Annotated in this window: 15 protein-coding genes; 11 read left to right on the top strand and 4 right to left on the bottom strand. The window is 53.4% G+C overall.

Going from position 1 to position 23089, the window contains the following annotated elements; translation table 11 throughout:
* The first annotated feature begins 96 nt into the window (after positions 1 to 96).
* The 4 genes from HJG54_RS20335 (at position 97) to HJG54_RS20320 (ending at position 4912) form a co-directional block, all read left to right on the top strand.
* Positions 97 to 1671 carry a DUF4347 domain-containing protein gene (locus tag HJG54_RS20335; protein WP_316431021.1) on the top strand — a complete coding sequence of 525 codons (1575 nt, stop codon included), beginning with the start codon at positions 97 to 99 and terminating at the stop codon, positions 1669 to 1671.
* Between the two features lie 146 nt (positions 1672 to 1817).
* On the top strand, positions 1818 to 2702 hold the full coding sequence (locus HJG54_RS20330; RefSeq protein WP_316431020.1) for a calcium-binding protein: 885 nt from the start codon (positions 1818 to 1820) through the stop codon (positions 2700 to 2702).
* Between the two features lie 186 nt (positions 2703 to 2888).
* Entirely contained in the window at positions 2889 to 4430 is a 1542-nt protein-coding gene (locus HJG54_RS20325; protein WP_316431019.1) for a DUF4347 domain-containing protein, read from the top strand.
* Positions 4431 to 4576: 146 nt separating this feature from the next.
* The gene (locus HJG54_RS20320) at positions 4577 to 4912 is read left to right on the top strand and encodes a calcium-binding protein (RefSeq protein ID WP_316431017.1); all 336 of its coding nucleotides are present in this window, start codon (positions 4577 to 4579) and stop codon (positions 4910 to 4912) included.
* A gap of 86 nt (positions 4913 to 4998) precedes the next feature.
* Here the strand turns inward: HJG54_RS20320 and HJG54_RS20315 are convergent, their stop codons facing one another.
* The 4 genes from HJG54_RS20315 to HJG54_RS20300 all read right to left on the bottom strand — a co-directional run bounded on the left by HJG54_RS20315 (position 4999) and on the right by HJG54_RS20300 (position 11236).
* Positions 4999 to 5223: a hypothetical protein gene (locus HJG54_RS20315; protein ID WP_316431015.1), complete on the bottom strand. Its 225-nt coding sequence runs from the start codon at positions 5221 to 5223 to the stop codon at positions 4999 to 5001.
* 173 nt (positions 5224 to 5396) lie between these two features.
* A complete protein-coding gene (locus HJG54_RS20310) occupies positions 5397 to 8651 on the bottom strand; it encodes an efflux RND transporter permease subunit (protein ID WP_316431013.1) in 3255 nt (1084 codons plus the stop codon).
* A 12-nt stretch (positions 8652 to 8663) separates the two neighbouring features.
* The gene (locus HJG54_RS20305; RefSeq protein WP_316431010.1) at positions 8664 to 9911 is read right to left on the bottom strand and encodes an efflux RND transporter periplasmic adaptor subunit; all 1248 of its coding nucleotides are present in this window, start codon (positions 9909 to 9911) and stop codon (positions 8664 to 8666) included.
* 668 nt (positions 9912 to 10579) lie between these two features.
* Positions 10580 to 11236 (bottom strand): potassium channel family protein, encoded by a 657-nt coding sequence (locus HJG54_RS20300; protein ID WP_316431007.1) that lies wholly within the window; start codon positions 11234 to 11236, stop codon positions 10580 to 10582.
* 828 nt (positions 11237 to 12064) lie between these two features.
* Between HJG54_RS20300 and HJG54_RS20295 the strand changes: the two genes are divergently transcribed.
* From HJG54_RS20295 to HJG54_RS20265, 7 genes are all read left to right on the top strand, one after another.
* Positions 12065 to 12316 (top strand): hypothetical protein, encoded by a 252-nt coding sequence (locus HJG54_RS20295; protein WP_316431006.1) that lies wholly within the window; start codon positions 12065 to 12067, stop codon positions 12314 to 12316.
* 103 nt (positions 12317 to 12419) lie between these two features.
* Positions 12420 to 13952, top strand: coding sequence for a DUF4347 domain-containing protein (locus HJG54_RS20290; RefSeq protein WP_316431004.1), 1533 nt, complete (start codon positions 12420 to 12422; stop codon positions 13950 to 13952).
* A 144-nt stretch (positions 13953 to 14096) separates the two neighbouring features.
* Positions 14097 to 14696 carry a calcium-binding protein gene (locus tag HJG54_RS20285; protein ID WP_316431001.1) on the top strand — a complete coding sequence of 200 codons (600 nt, stop codon included), beginning with the start codon at positions 14097 to 14099 and terminating at the stop codon, positions 14694 to 14696.
* A 77-nt stretch (positions 14697 to 14773) separates the two neighbouring features.
* Complete coding sequence (locus HJG54_RS20280) at positions 14774 to 14971, top strand: hypothetical protein (RefSeq protein WP_316431000.1); 198 nt, start codon at positions 14774 to 14776, stop codon at positions 14969 to 14971.
* Positions 14972 to 15301: 330 nt separating this feature from the next.
* Entirely contained in the window at positions 15302 to 16651 is a 1350-nt protein-coding gene (locus tag HJG54_RS20275) for an AAA-like domain-containing protein (protein WP_316430999.1), read from the top strand.
* 126 nt (positions 16652 to 16777) lie between these two features.
* Positions 16778 to 20380 carry an AAA-like domain-containing protein gene (locus HJG54_RS20270; RefSeq protein ID WP_316430998.1) on the top strand — a complete coding sequence of 1201 codons (3603 nt, stop codon included), beginning with the start codon at positions 16778 to 16780 and terminating at the stop codon, positions 20378 to 20380.
* 777 nt (positions 20381 to 21157) lie between these two features.
* The gene (locus tag HJG54_RS20265; protein ID WP_316430996.1) at positions 21158 to 23053 is read left to right on the top strand and encodes a DUF4347 domain-containing protein; all 1896 of its coding nucleotides are present in this window, start codon (positions 21158 to 21160) and stop codon (positions 23051 to 23053) included.
* The last annotated feature ends 36 nt before the right edge of the window (positions 23054 to 23089 follow it).

Here is a 23089-nt window from a genome sequence, read left to right as displayed (position 1 = left end):
TTCTATTGTTCTGCTGACTGTCTCTCAGCATACTCGCTGCTTGGACGATGACGATTGATTGGATGTTGATTTTGTTGTAGTTCTCTGGAGGTTACTATGTCTCACCCCTCAAGTTCTAGTTTCGTTTCATTTTCGACTGAGATTGCGTTTGTCGATGCAGGCATTGCTGATTCTGCCTCACTCATTGCTCAGTTCCAAGCCAGTACCGAGGTACATCTGCTCGATTCGAGTCAAGCTGCCATCGACCAAATTACTCAGATTCTATCGACTCGTTCCAATATCAGTGCGGTTCACCTGGTTTCGCATGGCAGCAATGGCGCACTACAACTCGGTGGAGATACTATTAGTGATTTGAGTGAGTACATTGCTGAGCTGAAGCTCTGGTCCAACTCGCTCACTGCTGATGCCGACATTCTGCTCTATGGCTGTAATGTAGCAGCAGATGGAACGGGACAAGCTTTGGTGAATCAACTCAGTCAACTGACTGGAGCCGATGTAGCCGCATCCGATGACCTGACGGGTTTGGGCGGCGACTGGCAACTGGAATACCAGACGGGCAGTATCGAGACGGCTGCGATTGCCGATGATGCTTATAAAGGTACACTGGCCAACTTCTTTGTCACCAGCACCAGTGATGTAGTCGATGTTAACGATGGCGTCCTCACTTTGCGCGAAGCGATTATCGAGGCCAATACTCAGCCCGATACGGATAACATCTTCTTCAGTGTCAATGGTACTATCACCCTGACTGGAGGAGAGTTAGCAATCAGCGGTAGTAATCTGAACATCTATGGCAACGGTGCCTCCTTCCTCACCATCAGCGGTAACAATACCAATCGCGTCTTCAACATCGGCAGTAGCAACGTCCTGTTGTCGGGGCTGACAATCGCCAATGGTCGGGTGGCTGGTGCTGGTGATGATGGCGGCGGCATCCGCAACACTAGCAACTTGACCGTGCAGTTCTGCACCTTCAGCAGCAACTCGGCAGATCGCTTCGGCGGCGGTATTGACAACGAAGGCAATCTGACAGTCAACCGCAGCAGCTTCAGCAACAACTCGGCAAACTTCTTCGGCGGCGGCATTCGCAACCGTGGCATCCTGACGGTCAGCAGCAGCAGCTTCAGCGGCAACTCGGCAAGCAACAGTGGTGGTGGCATTGCCAACTTTGGCATCCTGACGGTGAATGGCAGCAGCTTCAGCGACAACTCGGCAGACCGCTTCGGCGGCGGCATTGACAACTTTGGCACTCTGACGGTCAACAGCAGCGGCTTCAGCAACAACTCAGCAACCTTCGGCGGCGGCATTGCCAACAGTGGCGGCACGATGACGGTGACGGGCAGCTACTTCCTCAACAATCAGGCCAGCAATAGCGGCGGCGGCATTGCCAATCGTTTTAATGGCTTTGGTGGAACGTCCACGCTAGTCGCTAACGTGATCAGCCAGAACCGTGCGACGAATCAAGGTGGCGGGGTGTTTACCGACGCTGGTACCGTCTATCTCCAGCTCAACAACATCAGCTTTAACACGGCTTCAACTGGGACTGACCTGTTTGGGGCGGTTCTCAGCGGCACGAGTACACCGGGCAGCGTTGGCTTCAATGTCATCGGCAAAGGCGGTGGCTTCACCGGCATCACGAATGGCGTCAATGGCGACGTGATTCTAGTGCCCTAATCAGCTCGAACCAAACAAGTTTGGTCGCTGATGACTGTGGAATAGCCAGACCAAGACCAGTGCGGTGCTGCCAACAACGCAATCGTACCCGTAACGTTTCCACAACCATATTCAACCCTCTCATCTCAAATTAGGAGAATCAAACCATGGCATTTATTCCAGGCTCCCCCAACGATGACAATCCCCTCGGCACCCTTGATCCTGACCTGATTCTGGGCAACGACGGCAATGATACGCTCGATGGCGGCACGGGCGGCGACTTCGATAATGATTTCCTCTACGGCGAACAAGGCAACGACCTGCTGCTGGGCAACAACGGCAATGACTACCTGGATGGCGGCAATGGCAACGATGGGCTGCGCGGCGGCAACGGCATCGACATCCTGGTCGCAGGGGCAGGCGATGATGGCGCACAAGGTGACGATGGCAACGACTTCATCTATGGACTTAATGGCAATGACCGCTTGGATGGTCGCAACAACGACGACTACATTGATGGCGGCAACAACGACGACTTCCTCACAGGTGGCGATGGCAACGACACCCTAATCGGCAGCTTTGGCAATGACAGCTTAACCGGCGACTTTGGCAACGACAGTTTGTTCGGTGGACCCGGACAAGATGCCTTTGGCTTCGGGCAGTTGGGTATTGTTCTGGCCAGTGCCGGATCTTCTCAGGTGCGTCAGGGACTTGGGATTGACTTCACAATACTTGGGGTCGATACCATTTACGACTTCACGATAGGCGAAGACAAAATCTACCTGGGCAGATCTTTTCAACTAAGCAACGGACGGGCTGACATTGCCTTTGTCGCCAATGATGGCGAGGTGGCCACCAGCAGCGGCAAGGTTGTCTACAGCCGAGGCACCGGCAACCTGTTTTTCAATCCCAACGGTGCAGAGTCGGGCTTGGGCGACAGGGGCGGGCAGTTTGCCATCGTGTTTGGTGCTCCTAACCTGACTGCCAGTGATTTTGTCACTCAGGCAGAAGCAGTGAACGGATTGGTTCCTGTCCTGCCTGTCTCTGCTTAAGTCTCCGCGAAGGTCTTGACTTTGGCCTGGGGCGGCAAGCTTGTCATCGTGCTAGGCGCACCTAACCCCAGTGCTACCAATTTTGTTACGCAATTTGCCCATCCTATTTCTTCTACTCAAATCTTCTGAGGAGCATCTACAAGAGTTTCAGTTTTTATTCTCTTTTGTTTGGCAAGGATTCATCTTATGAGTACACAAATACCTACTTTGAGTAACGAGATTGCTTTTGTCGATGCGGGTGTGGCCGATGCCGCTTCGCTGGTTGCCAAGTTCAAACCGGGTACCGAGGTACATCTGCTCGATTCCAGTCAGGATGCGATTGCGCAAATTACCCAAGTGCTGGCAAGTCGGTCTAACCTCAGTGCGGTTCACCTGGTTTCGCATGGCAGTAATGGCGCGTTGCAATTAGGAGGAGAAACGGTTGATGATCTGAGTGAGTACGATGCTGAATTACAACTGTGGTCCAACTCGCTCACCGCGCATGCTGATATCCTGCTCTATGGCTGCAACGTGGCGGCAGGCAATGCAGGCATGGTCTTTGCAAATAGTTTGGCTCAACTGACTGGAGCCGATGTGGCCGCATCCGATGACCTGACCGGTTTGGGCGGCGACTGGGAGTTGGAATACAGCAGTGGCGCAATTGAAGCAATAAGCCTTGCTGCGGTTGATTATACTTCAACCCTAGCTAACTTCACGGTCACCACCCTCAACGATGTGGTCGATGCCAACGATGGCGTGATTAGTCTACGCGAAGCGATCAACGTTGCCAACAACCTGGACGGTACCGATAACATCTTCTTTGCTGTCAACGGGACCATTACCCTTACAGGTGGGCAGTTGACAATCAGCAGTGACCTCAACATCTTTGGCAACGGTGCCAGTTTCACGACAATTAGCGGCAACAACGCCAGCCGGGTGTTCAACGTTGGCAGTGGCACGGTGCTGCTATCGGGACTGACCATCGCCAATGGTCGGGTGACTAGTGATAGCGGCGGTGGCATCCGCAACAACGGCACCTTGACCATGCAGTTCTGCACCCTTAGCGGTAACTCGGCAGTCGGTGGACCCGGTGGCGGCATTGAAAACTTGGGCACCCTGACGGTGAATGGCAGCAGCTTCAGCAACAACTCGGCAATCGCCGCTGGTGGCGGCGGCATTGAAAACCGTAGCACCCTGACGGTGAATCACAGCAGCTTCAGCAACAACTCGGCAGACTCTGGCGGCGGCATTCGCAGCGATGGCACCGTGACGGTCAACAGCACCACCTTCAGCGGCAACTCGGCAGACTTCGGCGGCGGCATTGCCAACCGTGGCACCCTGACGGTCAACAGCAGCACCTTCAGCAACAACTCGGCAGACTCTGGCGGTGGTGTTTATAACTTGATCGGCAGCCTGACGGTGACGGGCAGCTATTTCCGCAACAATCAGGCCACTGACGGTGGCGGCATTTCCAATCGCTTTGGTGGAACCTCCACCCTGATTGCCAATGTGATCAGCCAAAACAGCGCGACCAATCGAGGTGGGGGCATATTCGCCGACAGTGGTACCGTCTATCTCCAGCTCAACAACATCAGCTTTAACACGGCTTCAACTGGGACTGACCTGTTTGGGGCGGTTCTCAGCGGCACGAGTACACCGGGCAGCGTTGGCTTCAATGTCATCGGCAAAGGCGGTGGCTTCACCGGCATCACGAATGGCGTCAATGGCGACGTGATTCTAGTGCCCTAATCAGCTCGAACCAAACAAGTTTGGTCGCTGATGACTGTGGAATAGCCAGACCAAGACCAGTGCGGTGCTGCCAACAACGCAATCGTACCCGTAACGTTTCCACAACCATATTCAACCCTCTCATCTCAAATTAGGAGAATCAAACCATGGCATTTATTCCAGGCTCCCCCAACGATGACAATCCCCTCGGCACCCTTGATCCTGACCTGATTCTGGGCAACGACGGCAATGACACGCTCGATGGCGGCACGGGCGGCGACTTCGATAATGATTTCCTCTACGGCGAACAAGGCAACGACCTGCTGCTGGGCAACAACGGCAATGACTACCTGGATGGCGGCAATGGCAACGATGGGCTGCGCGGCGGCAACGGCATCGACATCCTGGTCGCAGGGGCAGGCGATGATGGCGCACAAGGCGACGATGGCAACGACTTCATCACAAGTTGCTCCAGCGCGGTGGCAATTCTGGCCGGTCCCTGATCTGCTGTTGCGTTAAGGCTGCTGCTCAGGCTCGCTGTCAACCCATCGCTTCCAACCCGTCGAAGTAAAACAACTAAACAGCGCCTCTAACGATTCTGGCGATCGGATTGTTCGTTGAGCTGCTGCACCGCAGAGATAACCCCACCACCGAAAAAGCCTGCCGCCGCTCCGATCCAGGGATAGCGGCGGGTGAGATTGATGTAGCTTTGGCTTTGGTAGGGAGAGGGCGAGATTTGCGCTGCCGCCAACCCAATTACAGCGCCCACACCCGCACAAACGAGAGCAGAGAACAACAGGCGTTTTAGATCCATAACCGTAGATCCTTAGCATCTTAGATGTGATTTTGTCCCTCTAGGATGGGTTTCAAAAGCCGTGCAGCCCTCCCACGAGAACTTGAACCACTTCACCACTGATACGGAGGCTTCCTTGCCCTTGAACCAGCATTGCTGCACAAGACTCTATCCATAAGCAGGCATTGCCTCAACTAAGCAGGTTCCTCTCCCTCAGTGTAAGGCGCAGAAACAGAGGGAGTGCTGGCTTCCGGATGAGCCGGGACCGCGGCAGGCAGTTCGGGATAGGGTTCTCCAGAAGTCGGGGGATCGCTCGGAGGTTGGCTCCCCATCAGCGAGGCCACCAAGCTCTTGATCACCACATAGAGGGCTGGAGTCACCAGATAGTTCATCACCGTAGCTACCAGCAGCCCGCCAAAGATCGCCGTTCCTAGCGACCAGCGGCTGGCCGCCCCGGCCCCGGAGGCAACCACTAGGGGAAAGAATCCCACCAGTGAAGAAACAGCCGTCATCATAATCGGACGAAAGCGTTCTGAAGCGGCCTTTATGGCGGCTTTGGGAATCGACAGCCCTTCAGCCCGGGCCTGGTTGGCAAACTCCACAATCAGAATCGCGTTCTTGGCAGCCAGTCCAATCAGCATCACCAGCGCCACCTGCGTATACAGGTCGTTCACCAGCCCCCGCAGCGCGATAAAGATCAAGGCTCCCAACAGCGCCAGCGGTACTGTCAATAGAATAATAATCGGGTCAACGTAGTTTTCGTACTGCGCCGCCAGCACCAGAAATACCATCACAAAGCCGAGGGCAAAGATGATGGAACTCTGGCCGCCTGAGCGAATTTCTTCCCGCGTCAGCCCCGCCCATTCATAGCGCAGTCCGGGAATTGCCGCCTGATTGAACGTTTCCTGCATGGCCTGAATCGCCTGTCCGGAGCTGTATCCGCGAGCGGGCTGTCCCTGAATTTTGATCGAACGGAATAGGTTGAAGCGGTTAATCGAAGCGGGTCCGGTAATCGGAGTTACCGTGGCGACGTTACTGAGGCGCACCAAGTTGCCGTCGCGAGAGCGGACCTGGATTTGCTGCAAGTCTTCGGGTTGGCTGCGGTAATCTGCATCTGCCTGCACAAACACTCGATAGCTGCGTTGCCCAAAGGTAAAATCATTCACATAGCGGCTGCCCATATAGGTACTGACCGTGGACAGCGCTTCACCAATATCCACGTTCTGGGCATTCAACTGTTCTCGATCCAGTTCCACTTGAAGCTGCGGCGTATTGATCGTGAATTGGGTAAACACACCATTCAAAACTGGATTTTGGTTGGCTTTGGCAATAATTTCTTGAGCTGCTCCTAAAAACTCCTCGAAGCTCAACCGTCCACCCGAGCTGTCTTGCAGAATGAATTCAAACCCACCCGTGGCGCTAAAACCGGGAACCGCAGGCGTGTTGAAGACCACCACCACCGCGTCTTGGATGGCGGCAAATTGGCGATTCAAGCGGCCGATAATCTCCTGAACGGTCTGTCCCGGTTCTTGGCGTTCCGACCAGTTCTTGAGCTTGGCAAAGAACGTGCCTTGATTCGGTCCACTGCCTTCCAAGCCAAATCCCGGTACAATCAGCGACGATTCAATTTCTGGCGTCTCGGCAAAGGTTTGATAGACCTGCTGCGCGATCCGGTCTGTGTAGTTGCGCGCCACCCCTTCGGGAGCCTGGATAATGCCCAGGAATACGCCCTGATCTTCTTCGGGAATAAAGCCGGTCGGCACCGTTCGGAACATAAACACCGTGGCCGCCAAACCCATGACAAACAGCGCCATCACCATGTATCTAAACCGGATCAGAAACTCGATCAGGCGGCGGTAGCGCTCGAGCAGCCAGCCAAAGCCCCGATTAAACTGCCGGAAAAACCAGGCCAGCGGACCTTGCCCTTCCCCCTGTTTGGGACGCAGCAGCAGCGCCGACATACTGGGGGTAAAGGTTAGCGCATTAAACGTGGACACGACGATCGAGAAAGCCATGATCAGCGCGAACTGCCGATACATGATCCCGGTTGCGCCCGGAAACATGGCAACTGGAAGAAAAATGGCAATCAGGACCAGCGACGTAGAAATGGTTGCCCCGACCAGGGTCCTCATCGATGCCATCGCCGCCTCGCGGGGCTTCATGCCGCGATCGATATTGGCGGCAATCGACTCCACCACCACAATGGCGTCATCGACCACCACCCCGGTGCCCAGAATAATCCCGAACATCGTCAGGTTGTTGAGCGAAAACCCGAACGCCAGCGCGAATACCATCGCCCCAATCAGGGCAACCGGAATCGCAATGGCTGGAATAATCGTAGTACGCCAGTCCTGAAGAAAGATAAACAGAATCAGAATCACTAGGCCGATGGCTTGCAGCAGCGTCACCGTGACTTCTCGTTGCGACGCTTCCACGAATTCCGTCGTGTCATAGACGAGCTGATACTGCAGTCCGGGCGGAAAGTCTTTGGCGAGTTCGGCCAGGGTTTGCTTAACCTGCTGTCCGACAGCCAGGGCGTTGCTGCCGGGAAGTTGATAGATGGCAATTCCGGTGCCGGGCTTGCCGTTGATCAGCCCCTTCGTGGCATAGTTCTGGGCACCCAGTTCCACTCGGCCTACATCCTTGACTTTGGTTAGGGTACCGTCCGGCTGGGTCCGCAGCACCAGATCGGCAAACTCAGTTTCGTCCCGTAGTTGCCCCTGGATGCGAATCGGCAGATTAAACGGCTGATTCTCCATGGCCGGTTCACCGCCAATCGCTCCCCCGCCAACTTGCAGATTGTGCGACCTCAGGGCCTGCACCACATCATTGGCCGTTAGTCCTCTAGCCGCCATCTCATTCGGATCGAGCCACAGACGCATGGCATAGGTGCGATCGCCCAGCGTCACCAGATCCCCCACCCCAGGAACCCGCCTCAGCGCATCCACGACATACAAATCGAGATAGTTCGAGATAAAGATATCATCGTACTCGTTGTTCTCGGCATTAAAGCCATAGACCAACAGCACACTCGTGGAGGCGGCCTTGACCGTCACCCCGGTTTGCCGAACCGCCTCGGGAAGTGCCGGTTGGGCCAGCCCGACTCGATTCTGCACGTTGACCTGGTTGATGTCTTTGCTGGTGCCGGTTCTAAAGTAAACCTGGATGCGGCTATCGCCCGAATTGCCGCTGGTAGAGGTGATGTATTCCATGTTCTCTACCCCGTTGATCTGGCGTTCTACGGGCGTGGTGACGGTATCTTCTACGGTTCGGGCATCGGACCCAGTGAAGTTACTCGTCACCTGAATTTGAATTGGGGCAATATCCGGCAAGTTCACAACCGGCAGCAGCGGAATTGCAATGCCACCCGCCAACAAGATGATGATCGTCGTCACCGTCGTCAACACTGGACGCCGAATAAACGCATCAGAAATCGAAAAAATAGCCATGCGGGATTGCTCCTACGACTGGGGCTGAACCGGGGCACCGTTTCTCAACCGGAGAATATTCGAAGTCGCGATTTGCTCGCCGGCTTCAATGCCGTTGAGGACTTCATACTGATCGCCTTGCAGGGTGCCCAACTTCACGGGACGCTGTTCCACAATCGGTTGAGCTGACTCGGTGCCGTCCTCCGATGTGGTGATCACATAGACAAAGCCCTGTGCCCCAGTGCGCGTCACCGCCGTCATCGGTATCAAGATCCCGGGATTCTGCGCCCAAATCACTCTCGCCCGCACAAACTGGCCATTTCTGAGCTGTCCGTCTTGGTTCGAGAAGCGGGCTTTCACCAGCACAGACTGCGCCTGGGTATTGACATTGGGCGAGACGAAGTTAATGGTGCCGGTGGCAATTTTCTGTTTGTTGTTGGGATCAAGGAGTTCTACAGGTAAGCCCGCTCGCAAATCTGGCAAGCGGTTGGCAGGGACTGAGAGCCGCAGATCGAGGGCAGCGTTCTGGGTAATGGTGGTGATGGTTTGCCCGGTCGTCACCACATCCCCTGCCTTAACAGCAATATCCCCCACAATACCGGACAGCGGCGACAGAATTTGCCGGAAGTTGACACTGACCCGGGCTGCATCTACCTGAGCTTGGGTCTCCTTAACCCGGCTTTCCGATTGGGCAATTTGCACCTCTGCAACTCGCAGCTGCTCTCGGGCGGTTGTGAGTCGATTCCGGGCAGCTTCTAGGTTATTTTCGGCCTGATCAAACTGATACGCCCCAATCGCGCCCTGCCCGACTAGATATGTTGCCCGCTCATAGTTGGTTTGCGCTAGCGCCACATCCGATTCCGCCGTTGCCACCTGTGCTAAGGCCACTTTTCGTTGCCGAACCGCCGTTTCTCGGGATGCCCTGGCGCTTTGCAGGGTCGCCGTAGCACCTTGCAATTGGGGCATAGTTTGATCGGGTCTCAGCGTCATAATCGGGGTACCTCGCCCGACTCGATCGCCCGGTTGTACCAAAATGTCCTGAATTTGTCCCTGAACTTCTGGCCGAACTTCAACAATCTCAGCCGCTTGCAGTGTACCGACGAATTCAGACATCTCTTGCACGCGTCCTGGTTCAATCTTCTGCCACTGCACAGGGACAGCCGTGGGTGCGCTGGCCTGCTGAGACGAATCCGGTTGGCTACATCCCCCTACAAGTGACACAGACAGCAACACCGTACTCAAGAGATGCTTAGGAAAATGTTCACTCAATCTTGTAATCATTGCTTCGCAATCCTGGCAAAGACCGTAGCAGCTCACTTCACAACAAAGATGACTAAACTAAAACGATAACCAAGGTAGCCATAAAGATAGCCATAGAATAAGGTATATCCCACTGTCTGAACAGTTTTTATAAAACTTTAAGACAGGTACGGGATGTGTGGCATTTGAACAGTCGGCTGAACCGAAAGCTGCTAACCAGCTTATGTCACAGTAGGTTTAGTTGCACATCGCGTAATATAGAAAACTCTATATGGAAAAGCCTAAATCTATCAGATCACTAATTACAGATCGCTAATTAGGCCACTTTAGATTATTAACCAAATCACTATCAGATCTCTGAACAAGCCCATGCTATTCAGCTCAACCTTTACGCTAACCCTCTAAGAGCATCATTAATTAAGTAGTCCTCAATATAACTCATTTACATTTTCGCATCCTGGCAATCGTCCCAATGGTAGTAACATAAAATTTAATTTGCTCAAATTTGTTAAATCAGAACAAAATCATAAAACTTGACAAATTCCAACGCTATCAAAAAAGGCAAGATCGATCAAAGCGTTCGACTTCTTTGGAGTCTGTTTCGCTCGCGGCAGGATGCCCTAGAACCACGCCCTCACACCCCCTACACCTCACATGAGTGAAAAACGCTACATGTTCAGTTTATCTATTTATCTATAGAGGCCCACTAATCGAGCAATAAACACCGCTGGATAGATCACACCTACCATTCCTTCCAAATTGGCTAAGACTCTGGCAACCCTGCTAGCAGGAGAGATGTCTCCGTAGCCAACGGTGGTTAGGGTGGTAAAGCTGAAGTGGGTCAGATCGGCTCTGGTGAGGGGTGTAGATTCAGCAGTGAAGGAACTGGCGTCGAAACTGTAAACAATCTCATACAGGCCAGCCCACAAAAAACCCAGTAAAAAGTAAACGCAGATGCCTCCTTTAATAATGTCAGTCGTTACCTGTTCAACAAGCGCTAATTCTCGCAGAATTAAATAAACAGATAACGCGAGAAATGCCAAGAAAATAGCAGTGCTAGAGGTTACCAATAAGCGACGGTCATTCGGCAAGTGAGCAAACAAATCGCTACATATTCTCAGCAGCAGAGCCAGGAACACTAAACTGACGTGCATCCTGAGTGCCCATTGACTGTGCTGAATTTGGTGGATAACGATAACCACGCCTCCTAGAAATACGAGAAGAACAATCACAGCTCCGATGGACTGCTCTACCAGAAATGGGGACATAAGATAGACCAGAATCAAGAGGGTTAGGAGGCGATTATACTTATTTTCCGCGGCTCGAATCAGGTCATGAAATCGCATAGCATCAATGGGTTAAGCCTGATCGCAAATTGAGAATAGAAAAAGTTGAAGCCCTTGAAGCCAGTGAGCAGAAAGGGCGCGGCCCTCAGTGTAGGGCGTGATCAGCGGTGGCAGAGCCGAGTACTTTCAATCAAGTACTCTCAACAGAGCACTCTCAATAAGTGGTCTCAATAATGGGTATACATTGAGAAAATCAGATTGACAGAACTCGGAATCAGTGCTGTGGCGATACTTAAGAATTAATAAAATGTGGCATAGACTATCAAAAAACGACAAGTAATGAAGATAATATCAGCACAGAGGGATTGGGATAGTGGGGACAAGAAAATAAAGGTGAACGTTTAGAATTTTTTAACTGTTGCATCTTTGGGTCTGTTTAGAATTTTGTGTCAATCCAGCGTTTGACTTCGCACTTCTCCTACCCGTATGACCGCCTCTACATTGACGTTCATGTAGAAAAATCGGGAGCAACCGCCATGGAAATCTCGCGCCCCAATCAACAAGAATTTGGCTATGCTTGTGGTTGTACTTCAGCACTGCGCTGGAGCATGAGTGGTTGGTGATAGCCGGTTTGTTAACTTCCGTGATTATTCTGTCAAGCTTGTATAAATTTAAGTGGAAGGAATCAGAGAGTTTCGTAAACTTGCTTTATAAGTTGAATGGCGGAACGTGATTCTGCTTCAGGGTTTGTGTCAACAGCGCCAACGTTGGCGTCAGCTTCCAGTGAATTTAGTCCCTGTTTGAAGTGATATGGCTTGGAGAACTTTGCTGCTTTAGTCTGGCTATCCAAGTTGCTGCTTCAGTTCAAAGTCCTCCCCTTTGTGTTCTATGTCTGATCGTTCTCCCGGTCGGTTTGAGTCGGTTGTGGGTGCTCCGATAGCTCGCAGCATAGACCCAAAGTTGGCCCTAAAGTTCATGCTATCTCTTCTGATTGCTTTGGTCGAACTGCTGAGTGCATCTGTAGCTGGCTGGACCTGCATCGCTCCGGCAATTGCGTCAATTGTTCAACTTATCGCGGCTTGTATCTCAGCATCTAGTAGCTGCCCAGTGTCGGGGTGGCAATTCGGGTTGAGGTGGTAGCGACAGTGATTGATAACTTCATACCCCGGCTTCTTCAGGAAGCTGGGGATTTGTGCTGTTTGTGTGCTTTTGAATGCCCCTTTCAATTACTCCAGAGGTTTCTATGTCGAATCTACAGAGTTTGAGTCCAACTGAGATAGCGTTTGTTGATGCGGGCGTTAGCAACGCTAGTTCGCTGATGTCCCAGTTCCAAGCCGGGACCGAAGTGCATCTGCTCGATGCTTCTCAAGATGCGATTGCGCAAATCACGCAGGTTTTGGCCAACCGTACCGATGTCAGTGCGGTTCACCTGGTCTCGCATGGTAGGAATGGCGCACTACAACTCGGTGGAGATACTATTAGTGATTTGAGTGAGTACACTGCTGAGCTGAAGCTCTGGTCCAACTCGCTGACTACCGATGCGGATATTCTGCTCTATGGCTGTCAAGTGGCAGCAGATGCAAAAGGTGTGGCGTTTGTGAACAGTCTGGCCCAGCTCACGGGTGCAGATGTGGCGGCGTCCGATGACCTGACGGGTTTGGGGGGTGACTGGATACTGGAATATCAGACCGGCAGCATCGAGACGGTGGCGATTACCGATACGGCTTATCAGGGCACGCTGGCCAACTTCTTTGTCACCAGCACCAGTGATGTCGTCAATGCCACCGATGGCGTCCTCACCTTGCGCGAAGCCATTACCAATGCCAATACTCAAGCTGGTACCGACAACATTTTCTTCAGCGTCAACGGCACCATCACCCTGACTGGAGGAGAATTAGGCATCAGCAGTGATGTGAACATCTACGGCAATGGTGCCCCCTTCCTGACCATCAGTGGCAACAATGCTAGTCGCGTCTTCAACATCAGCAGTGGCACGGTGCTGTTGTCGGGGCTGACCATCGCCAGTAGTCGGGTTACTGGTGGTGGCGGCGGCGGCATCCGCAACAATGGCAACTTGACTGTGCAGTTCTGTACCTTCAGCGGCAACTCGGCCAGCAACGGCAGCGGCATTGCCAACTTTGGCACCGTGACGGTCAACAGCAGTACCTTTAGCAACAACTCGGCAGTCTTCGGCGGTGGCATTGACAACTTTGGCAGCCTGACAGTCAATAGCAGTACCTTCTCCGGCAACTCGGCCAGCCAAGGCGGCGGCATTCTCAACGATGGCAGCCTAACGGTCAACAGCAGCACCTTCAGTGGCAACTCGGCAGGCTTCGGCGGCGGCATTCTCAACAACCGTGGTACCCTGACGGTCAACAGCAGCACCTTCAGTGGCAACTCGGCAAGCAACAGTGGTGGTGGCATTGCCAACTTTGGCAACCTGACGGTGAATGGCAGCTATTTCCTCAACAATCAGGCCAGTGATAATGGTGGTGGCATTGCTCAGAGTATTGGAACGTCCACGCTGATCGGCAACGTGATCAGCCAGAACAGTGCGACCAATCAAGGTGGTGGGGTGTTCAGCGATAGCGGCACGGTCTATCTCCAGCTCAACAACATCAGCAGCAACACGGCTCCAACTGGGCCAGACCTGTTTGGGGCGTTTGTCAGCGGCACGAGTACACCGGGTAGCTTTGGCTTCAACGTCATCGGCAAGGGCGGCGGCTTCACGGGGATTGTGAATGGCGTGAATGGCGATGTGATTCTGGTGCCCTGATCAGGTCGAGCCAAACAAGTTGGGTCGCTGGTGACTGTGGAATAGCCAGATTGACCGATGCGGTGCTGCCAACCTAACGCAACCGTAACTGTAACGTTTCCACAACTATTCAATAACTTATCCTCAAACTAGGAGATTCAAACAATGGCATTTATTCCCGGTACTCCCAACGATGACAACCTGATTGGTACCGAATTCACTGATCTAATCCAAGGCAACGACGGCAACGACACCCTCGATGGCGGCACAGGCGGCGACTTCGACAATGACTTCCTCTACGGAGAGCAAGGCGATGACCTGCTGCGCGGCAACAACGGCAGCGATTACCTGGATGGCGGCGATGGCCTCGATGGGCTGATCGGTGGCACGGGGATTGACACCCTCTTCTGTGGTGCGGGCCAAGATGGGGCACAAGGTGGCGACGGCAACGACTTCATCTATGGTGGCGATGGCAACGACAGCTTAGATGGCGACAACGACAACGACTACATTGATGGCGGCAACGACGAAGACTTCATCTCAGGCGGTGACGGCATCGACACGCTGAGCGGTGGAGCGGGTAACGACAGCTTGGTGGGCGACTTTGGTAACGACAGTTTGTTTGGTGGAGCAGGTCAAGATGCCTTTGGCTTGGGGCAGAGTGCTGATGTTTTTAACAGCACCGGAGGAGGGAGTGGTAAGAGTCTGAGCGTTTCGAGTCCCTTAGCACCTACGGAGTCGATATCCTCTACGACTTCACAGTAGGCGAAGACCAGATCTACCTGAGCGCTGCTTTTCAACTGAACAACGGACGGGCTGACATTACCTTTGCAGCAAATGATGTGGAGGCGGCCACCAGCAGCGGCAGGGTGGTCTACAGCCGCAGCACGGGCAACTTGTTCTTCAACCCCAATGGTACAGAGGCTGGCTTGGGCGACAGAGGCGGGCAGGTTGCCATTGTGATTGGTGCCCCCAACCTCAGTGCCAGCGATTTTGTCACTCAGGCAGAAGTCATTGGAGGGTTTGTTCCCTTCCGTTAGGCAGAATGTTTAATAGGCAGAATGTTCAATAGGCAGACCATCAGAGGCAGGCGAACTCACCGTGATTTTTGCAGATCTGGTAGCAATTCTGTCCGGCCTCTAATCTGCTGTTGCAATATGGTTATTTATCAATTTCAGTTTTATTCTTTTCTGATTTTCGCCACATGTAACAAATCTAATCAACAATTGGTTAACACTACTGTCCATAAGTTATCTGTTGGAGTAATTTAATCAAATTATTTGCTTTGTCGAGCCAGGAACCGTAGATCTGAGTAGGCGTCGGCAATGGTACAGGAACTGTTTGAACTGGCTGAGAAGTGTGATTAGATCATGCTAAGTCGTGTTCAATGTCAATCAGGAATGGATGCAACAGCAGCGCTTGATGCTCTTAATCGGTTAATCTTTGCCAAAACTGGCAAGCAGTTAAACACGCTGCAATCTGCTGTGTTTTGTGGAACCTGGCTGGGCCAGAAATATCAAGACATTGCTGCATCCTGTCACTGCTCCGATGCCCATATCAAAACGGTTGGGGCAGAACTTTGGGAACTCCTCTCGCAGCTATTAGGAGAACCCGTGAGCAAAAAAAACCTTCGCTCAGCCTTAGAACGTTGGGACGCCGCATCATTTCTACCTGATGCTGATCCTGCTTCAGTAACCTGTGACTGGGAGTTCCCGGAAGGGCAGGTGCGAGTTGGGTCACGGTTTTATATCCAGCGCCCTCCGATTGAAGACCGCTGCTATCAAACGCTGTTGCAGCCGGGCGCGCTGCTGCGCATCAAAGCCCCCCGCCAGATGGGTAAAACCTCTCTACTGGCGCGGATGCTGCACCATGCCCAACAGCAGGGGATGCGGACGATTATGCTGGATTTGCAATTTGTTGATAGCAAAATATTTCAAGACCTGGATCGGTTTTTGCAGTGGTTTTGTGCGCGGGTGACGCGCGGGCTGGAGCTGCCGTTGCAGTTAGCAGACTATTGGCATGACATCTTTGGCAGTAAAACGAGCTGTAAGGATTATTTTGAAGGCTACCTGTTGCCGCAGCTAGAGCAACCCCTGGTGTTGGCGCTGGATGAAGTCGATGAGGTGTTTCAATATCCGGAAATCGCCGATAACTTTTTTGCGCTGCTGCGCGGCTGGCATGAGGATGCCAAAAACAATGAGCTTTGGCAAAAACTGCGCCTAGTTCTGGCCCATTCCACTGAAGGCTACATTCCACTCAACATCAACCAATCGCCGTTTAACGTGGGCCTGCCGATTGAGCTGCCTGAGTTCAACGCTGCCCAGATTAGCACCCTCGCCCATTGCTACGGCTTGGCTTGGCAAACTGCGCAGGTTGAGCAACTGATGAACCTCGTGGGCGGGCATCCCTATTTGACCCACATTGCGCTCTACCACATGGCTTCCGAACAGTTGCCTTTAGAGGCGTTTCTGCGGCTAGCTCTGACGGAAGCCGGTCTGTATAGCAACCATCTGCGCCGCCATCTGCTGGTCCTCCAGCAACAGCCCCAGCTCGCCTCTGTGGTTGGGCAATTAGCACGGCAGTCCGCGACCGAAACGCCGCCCAATCTGACCGCTGTGGAAATTTTTCAGCTACATCGGATGGGATTGATCCAGCTTCAGGGGAGCCAGGTGCGGCTGCGCTGTGAACTGTATCGGCAGTATTTTAGCGATCGCTTATGATCTCTTACAGCTTTTTCAGACCGATGAAGTCCATGAAAATGCGGTGCAGGGGCACAGCCCCCACCCCCCGTACCTTAGTTGAGTAAAAAAAGTTGAGTAAAAAACGCTGTAAGGCTAGGTGGCGGCATGTTAACAGCAAATCCGGCTTATCGCTATCAAGTGGGCGGCAGTTTATCTTTGGAGTCTGCCAGCTATGTGACGCGCCAAGCCGATGAAGATCTCTACCAGGCGCTGAAGCGCAGCGAGTTTTGCTACGTTTTAAGCGCCAGACAAATGGGCAAATCTAGCCTGCGGCTGCGCACCATGCATCGACTCCAGCAGGTTGGGGTGCGATCCGGCGTGATTGACATGACCCTGATTGGCAACCGTCAGATTACCCTAGAACAGTGGTATGCCTCGATCCTGCAAGGACTGGTCAGCAATTTCAAATTACCTGTGAGTTTAGCGGCCTGGTGGCGAGAGCGTACCCACCTCTCTGCCGTCAAACGGTTTAGTGAATTTCTCGAAACCGTCCTGCTGGCTGAAATCGAGCAGCCCATCGTGATTTTCATTGATGAAGTTGACAGCGTTCTGGGGCTGGATTTTTCCACCGATGATTTTTTCGCCCTGATCCGGGCCTGCTACAATCTGCGGGTCGAGCAGCCAGCCTATCGTCGCCTCACGTTTGTGCTGCTGGGCGTAGCCACCCCAAGCGATTTGATTGCCGACAAAACCCGCACCCCCTTTAATATCGGCCAATCGATTGAATTGAAAGGCTTTCAGCTCCAGGAATCACGCCCGCTTTTGCCCGGTTTACAAAGCGTCGTTCCCCAGCCGGAATTGCTACTCCAGGCGATCCTGGACTGGACTGGAGGGCAACCCTTTCTGACCCAGAAGCTCTGTCAGTTGGTTCTGGAAGCCTACCAGACGAGTAGCTATCCGGCGAACAGCCAACCGGCGAACAGCCAACCGGCGAACAGCCAACCAATGACAGCACCCCATACGGCACCCTATGCAGTTTGGCTAGAAATGCTGGTGCGGTCAAAGGTGATTGACTACTGGGAATTGCGGGATGATCCAGAGCATCTGCGAACCATTGCCCACCGATTGCTGCACGATGAGCAGCAGGCAGGGCGGCTGTTGGGACTGTATCAGACCCTATTGACTGGTGCAACGGTGCCAGCCAACGATAGCCGAGAACAAATTGAGCTGCTGCTGTCGGGGCTGGTGGTGAAAGAGCAGGGCCGTTTGCAGGTGCGGAACCGCATTTATCAAGCTGTGTTTAACGCCGAGTGGGTGGAACAGCAGCTAGCTCAGTTGCGCCCCTATGCAGCAGCGCTAACAGCATGGCGGCAGTCAGACTGTCGCGATCAATCCCGCTTGCTGAAAGGACAGGCCCTGGCCGATGCCCAAACCTGGGCCGAAGGGAAAAGCCTGAGCGATCTAGATTACCGCTTTTTGGCAGCCAGTCAAACGCTAGTGCAGCAGGAAAGGCAGCTTGTGCTGGAGGCCGAACGGGCGCAGGAATTGCAGGCGCGTCTGAAGCAGGAGCAGAAAACCGCCAGTCTCCAGCGAAATTTGCTGGTGGCGGTGGGGGTAGCGCTTCTGATCACCACGGGGCTGGGGCTGTTGGCGTTTGGTGAATATCGCAAAGCCCACATTAATGAAGTGAAAGCCATTGCCAAAGCGTCGGAAACGCTGTTTACCTCTGGACGCCGCCTGGAAGCCCTGGTGGAAGCAATGCGTGCCCATCAGAGATTACGCTCCTGGCAACGCCTGTCCCTGGTTGGCAGTAACCCCCAAACCGCCCAGGTCGAAGCTGTTTTACGGCAGGCTGCCTACGGTGTGGTTGAGTATAACCAGCTTGCTGGTCATCAAGACTCTATCTACCGAGTGGCGATCAGTCCGGATGGACAGATGCTGGCTTCGGCGAGCCGAGATGGGACGGCAAAACTTTGGTCTGCCGACGGGCGATTGCTGCACACCCTGCGAGGCCATCCAGACTGGGTAACGCATGTGGCGTTTAGTGGCGATGGGCAAACGGTGATTTCAGCCAGCAAAGACAAAACGGTTAAACTATGGCGACGCGACGGAACACTGATACGGACGCTGATCGGTCAGGGAGATGCCACGCTGGCAGGACATGGGGACATTGTGTTCAAAATTGCCTTGAGTCCAGACGGGCAGTTCATTGCCTCCGCCAGTATGAATGGCACCGTCAAGCTGTGGACGACCAGCACGGGGCGTTTAGTCCGAACCTTTGGGCAACACCAGGGACGGCACCAGGGACGGGTCTGGAGCGTTGCCTTTAGCCCTGACGGCCAGCAGATTGTCTCTGGGGGAGAAGATAGAACGATCAAAATTTGGACTTTAGAAGGGAAGTTGGTGCGGAGTTGGACAGGGCATCGCAATGTTGTGCAGTCCTTGGCCTTTAGTCCCGATGGTCGAACCCTGGCCTCTGGCAGCAAGGATATGAGCGTCAAACTCTGGACGGTGCAGGGGCAATTGCTCCAGACCTACGAAGGACACCAGGGCGAGGTTCTGAATGTGGCCTTTAGCCGGGATGGCACTGTAGCTTCTTCTAGCAGCGATGGCACGGCGCAACTTTGGCAGCCTGACGGGACATTGCTTCTGAAGCTGGAGCATGGAGGGCGGATTCCGCGAGGCATCGCCTTTAGCCCAGACGGTAAATGGTTTGCTTCAGGCGGCGCTGATAACACGATTAAGCTCTGGCGATTGCGCGATCGCTTCCTGACCCAGCTCACCGGACATCAGGATTTGGTCGCCAGAGTTGCCTTTAGCCCCGATGGCAACCTGCTAGCTTCGGCGAGTGCCGATAAAACGGTTAAACTCTGGACGCGGCAGGGGCAGTTATTCAGAACGCTCAGACATCAAGATGGCGTGTTTTCGGTTGCCTTTAGTCCCAACGGCAGACTGCTGGCTGCGGGCAGCGAAGCCGACGGCACCATCAAGCTTTGGACTCTAGAGGGTGAGCTGCTGACCACCTTAAGGGGCCATCAGGCCGGTGTATATGGGCTGGCCTTTAGTCCCGATGGCAAAACGCTGGCTTCGGGTAGCCTGGACAAAACCATCCGGCTCTGGCGGATCGCTGACAAAATCTCTCCCGGCGGAGCCATCCAGCCTCAGGAGGTCACCTGGATCAAAACCCTGAAGGGCCATCAGCAAAATGTGATTGCCGTTCGGTTTAGCCCAGATGGCCAATATCTGGCGTCGGCAGGCTGGAATGGCGAGATTCTGCTCTGGCAGCCAGACGGTCGCCTGATTCGGTCGATTGCCAACGTTGCTGGGGGTGTGAATGATCTGACGTTCAGCCCGACTGGCCAAATGCTGGCTTCGGCAAACGGAGATCGTACAATTAAGTTTTGGAGTCTAGCGGGACGGTTGCTCCAAACTTTTACCGGGCATCAGGCCCATGTGATTGCGGTAGCCTTCAGTCCAGATGGGCAAAGACTCGTCTCTGTTAGCCAAGACCGCAGCGTCAAACTGTGGCAGACAGACGGAACGCTATTGGCCACCCTCAACGCCCATTCCAACACCATACCGGGCGTGGCTTTCAGTCCAAATGGTCGGCTTGTGGCCTCAGCTAGCTGGGATAGGACGGTGATTCTGTGGGACTTAAACCGGGTAGTCGATCTGAATCAGGTGCTGGAATTTAGCTGTGAATGGATCAAAGACTATCTGACAACCCATCCCCAGCCGGAGGAACAGCTCTGCAAAGATCTTGATTAATGTACAATTTGGCGAACCAATCCTAACTAAATCCTACTTTTTGGTGGCTCTCAGCAAAAAAGTAGGGTGGTTAAACAGAAAACTCCCTACCCGCAAGACCAAAAGCCAATACTTTCTCAAACCATCGGGACTCTATTTTCCTTGTATGCTTGGTTAGATCTATCTAAATAGGATCTAACTAGGAAAGCCAGCTAGTTAAGCAGCACAGTCTGAACAGGTCTCTGTAGGGTGCATGTAGGCTGCATGTAGGGTGCAGAGCAGGAGACCACAAAAATCGTCACGCCATCACTGGTGTTGCATAAGTTAGCGGTAATTGACAGGGTGATAGGAGCTTTGGGGCTAGTTCTCTTTCGCCTCCTTTGAATTATGAATGACTTTTGATTCTCAAAAACGCTTTTAGAACGCTACTTATGCAGCTTAGATACATATAGCTTGAGATAAAGGAAATGTAAGGGCAATGCTATCGATAAAACCGTAGATCTTGTTGAATTTATTACACAATTTTCTTGTTTTGATTGTCTAAATCAAGCAGATCAAGCAAGCTAAGGCTGAGAAAGGCGTGACTGAAGCACTCAGACTTCTGCATAGATTCAGCTCGCGCCGCATTTTTAGAGAAAACCCATACATTCAGCCCAGATGCTAAACGGTCGCTGCTGCGGCCTGCTTTGCTATGGACTGTTCCTGTGCCTGATATGTAAACCCCAATATCCGACGTTTGCTTTTTGCAGCTTTGCAAACTAGTCATCCGTGTTCTGTATCGTTTCTATAGAGGTTCCCATGGCTCATACTTCAGCCTCAGGTAGTTTATCCAGCCTGAGTTCATCCAGCTTGAGTTCGTCGGCGCTGGCGTTTGTGGATGCCAGTGTGGCTAATCCAGAGTCCTTGATCTCCCAGTTCCAGGCCGGCACCGAAATTCATTTGCTCAGTCCAGACCGGGACGCGATTGAGCAAATCACCCAGATTCTGTCTAGTCGTTCCCACGTCAGCGCCGTTCACATCCTCTCTCACGGCAGCAGTGGCGCATTGCAGTTGGGTGACAAAACTGTGGATGACTTGAGCGATTACAGGGCTGAACTACAGCTCTGGTCAAACTCGCTGAATGCCGATGCTGATATTCTGCTCTATGGCTGTAACGTGGCGGCGGGTGAGGCAGGCGTGGCTTTTACAAATAGTTTGGCTCAGCTCACGGGGGCAGATGTAACAGCATCCGACGATTTGACCGGGCAGGGCGGCGATTGGCAACTGGAATATCAGACGGGCAGCATCGAGACGGCTAGCATCGCTGCAACTGACTACAGCTCAACCCTAGCCAACTTCACCGTTACTACCCTCAACGATGTGGTCGATCCCAGCGACGGCGTGATTAGCCTTAGAGAAGCAATCAATGCAGCCAACGCGCTGGATGGCACCGACAACATCTTCTTTGCGGTCAACGGCACCATCACCCTGGGTGGTTCTGAACTGACGATCAGCAGCAACCTTAACATCTTTGGCAACGGTGCGTCGCTCCTGACGGTGAGCGGCAACAATGCTAGTCGAGTGTTTGATATTAGCAGTGGCACGGTCACGTTTTCAGGACTGACGATTGCTAACGGTAACGGTGCTGGCAGCAATGGCGGTGGTATCAACAATGCTGGAACCCTGAATTTGCTTAACTGCACAGTCCGCAATAACTTAGACAGCGACGGTGCATTCGGCTTTGGTGGTGGCATCTTCAATAGCGGTACGCTGACCATTACAGGCGGCACCATCCGCGACAACAGAGCCTTTAGCTCTGGCGGCGGCGTTGCAAATACGGGAACGCTGACGCTAACGGGCTGTACGGTCAGCGACAATGTTGCTAATGATGGCAATGGACTTGGCGGTGATGGCGGCGGCATCGCGAATACCGGCAGTTTGACGGTCAACAGCAGCAGCTTCAGCAATAACTCAGCATTTATTTTTGGGGGTGGCATTGTCAATTCAGCCGGAACCGTGACGGTGAATGGTAGCACTTTCACAGGCAATCGGGCAGAATTTGGCGGTGGGATTGCTAGCGCAGTGACGCTGACCATCACGAGCAGCACCTTGCGGGACAATCAGGCAGGCTTTAGCGGGGGCGGCATTTGGAACGTCGGAATGCTGACGGCTACTAGCGTTTTGTTTACAGGCAACCAAGCGGTCAATGGGGCTGGACTCTACACCAATGACGAAGCCGTAGTTGACTTCTGCACCTTCACCAACAATCAGGCCGATGATGAGGGCGGCGGCATCTTCGCCGAGGGTGTTCTCAACCTGGGCAACAGCTACTTCCAGGGCAATCGGGCTACCAACAGCGGCGGCGGTCTCTACCTCACCGGCAGCGATGCCAAGGTCAGCCTCTCCACCTTCCTCAGCAACAGTGCTAGCGAAGGCGGAGCAATCGGGCTAGGCGTGTCAGGCGGCACAAGTACGCTGCTGGTCACCGATTCAGTTCTGCGGTTCAACAGCGCTACGACCAGCGGCGGCGGCATCTTTGCTGGAGCAGGCGATCAGGTGACGATTCGGCGTTCTCAGGTGCGGCAGAACAGTGCTCCGAGTGGGGTTGACCTGTTTGGGGCGTACATCAGCGGCGGCTTCAACCTGATTGGCAAGGGCGGCGGCTTCACGGGCATCGTCAACGGCGTCAATGGCGATGTGATTCTGGTGCCCTGACTGGTGCCCTGACCAAACAAGTTTGGTTGCTGGCAA

The organism is Leptolyngbya sp. NK1-12, assembly GCF_032598965.1.
Taxonomy (GTDB): Bacteria; Cyanobacteriota; Cyanobacteriia; order Elainellales; family Elainellaceae; genus Elainella.
This window is presented reverse-complemented; position numbering and strand designations above follow the sequence as displayed.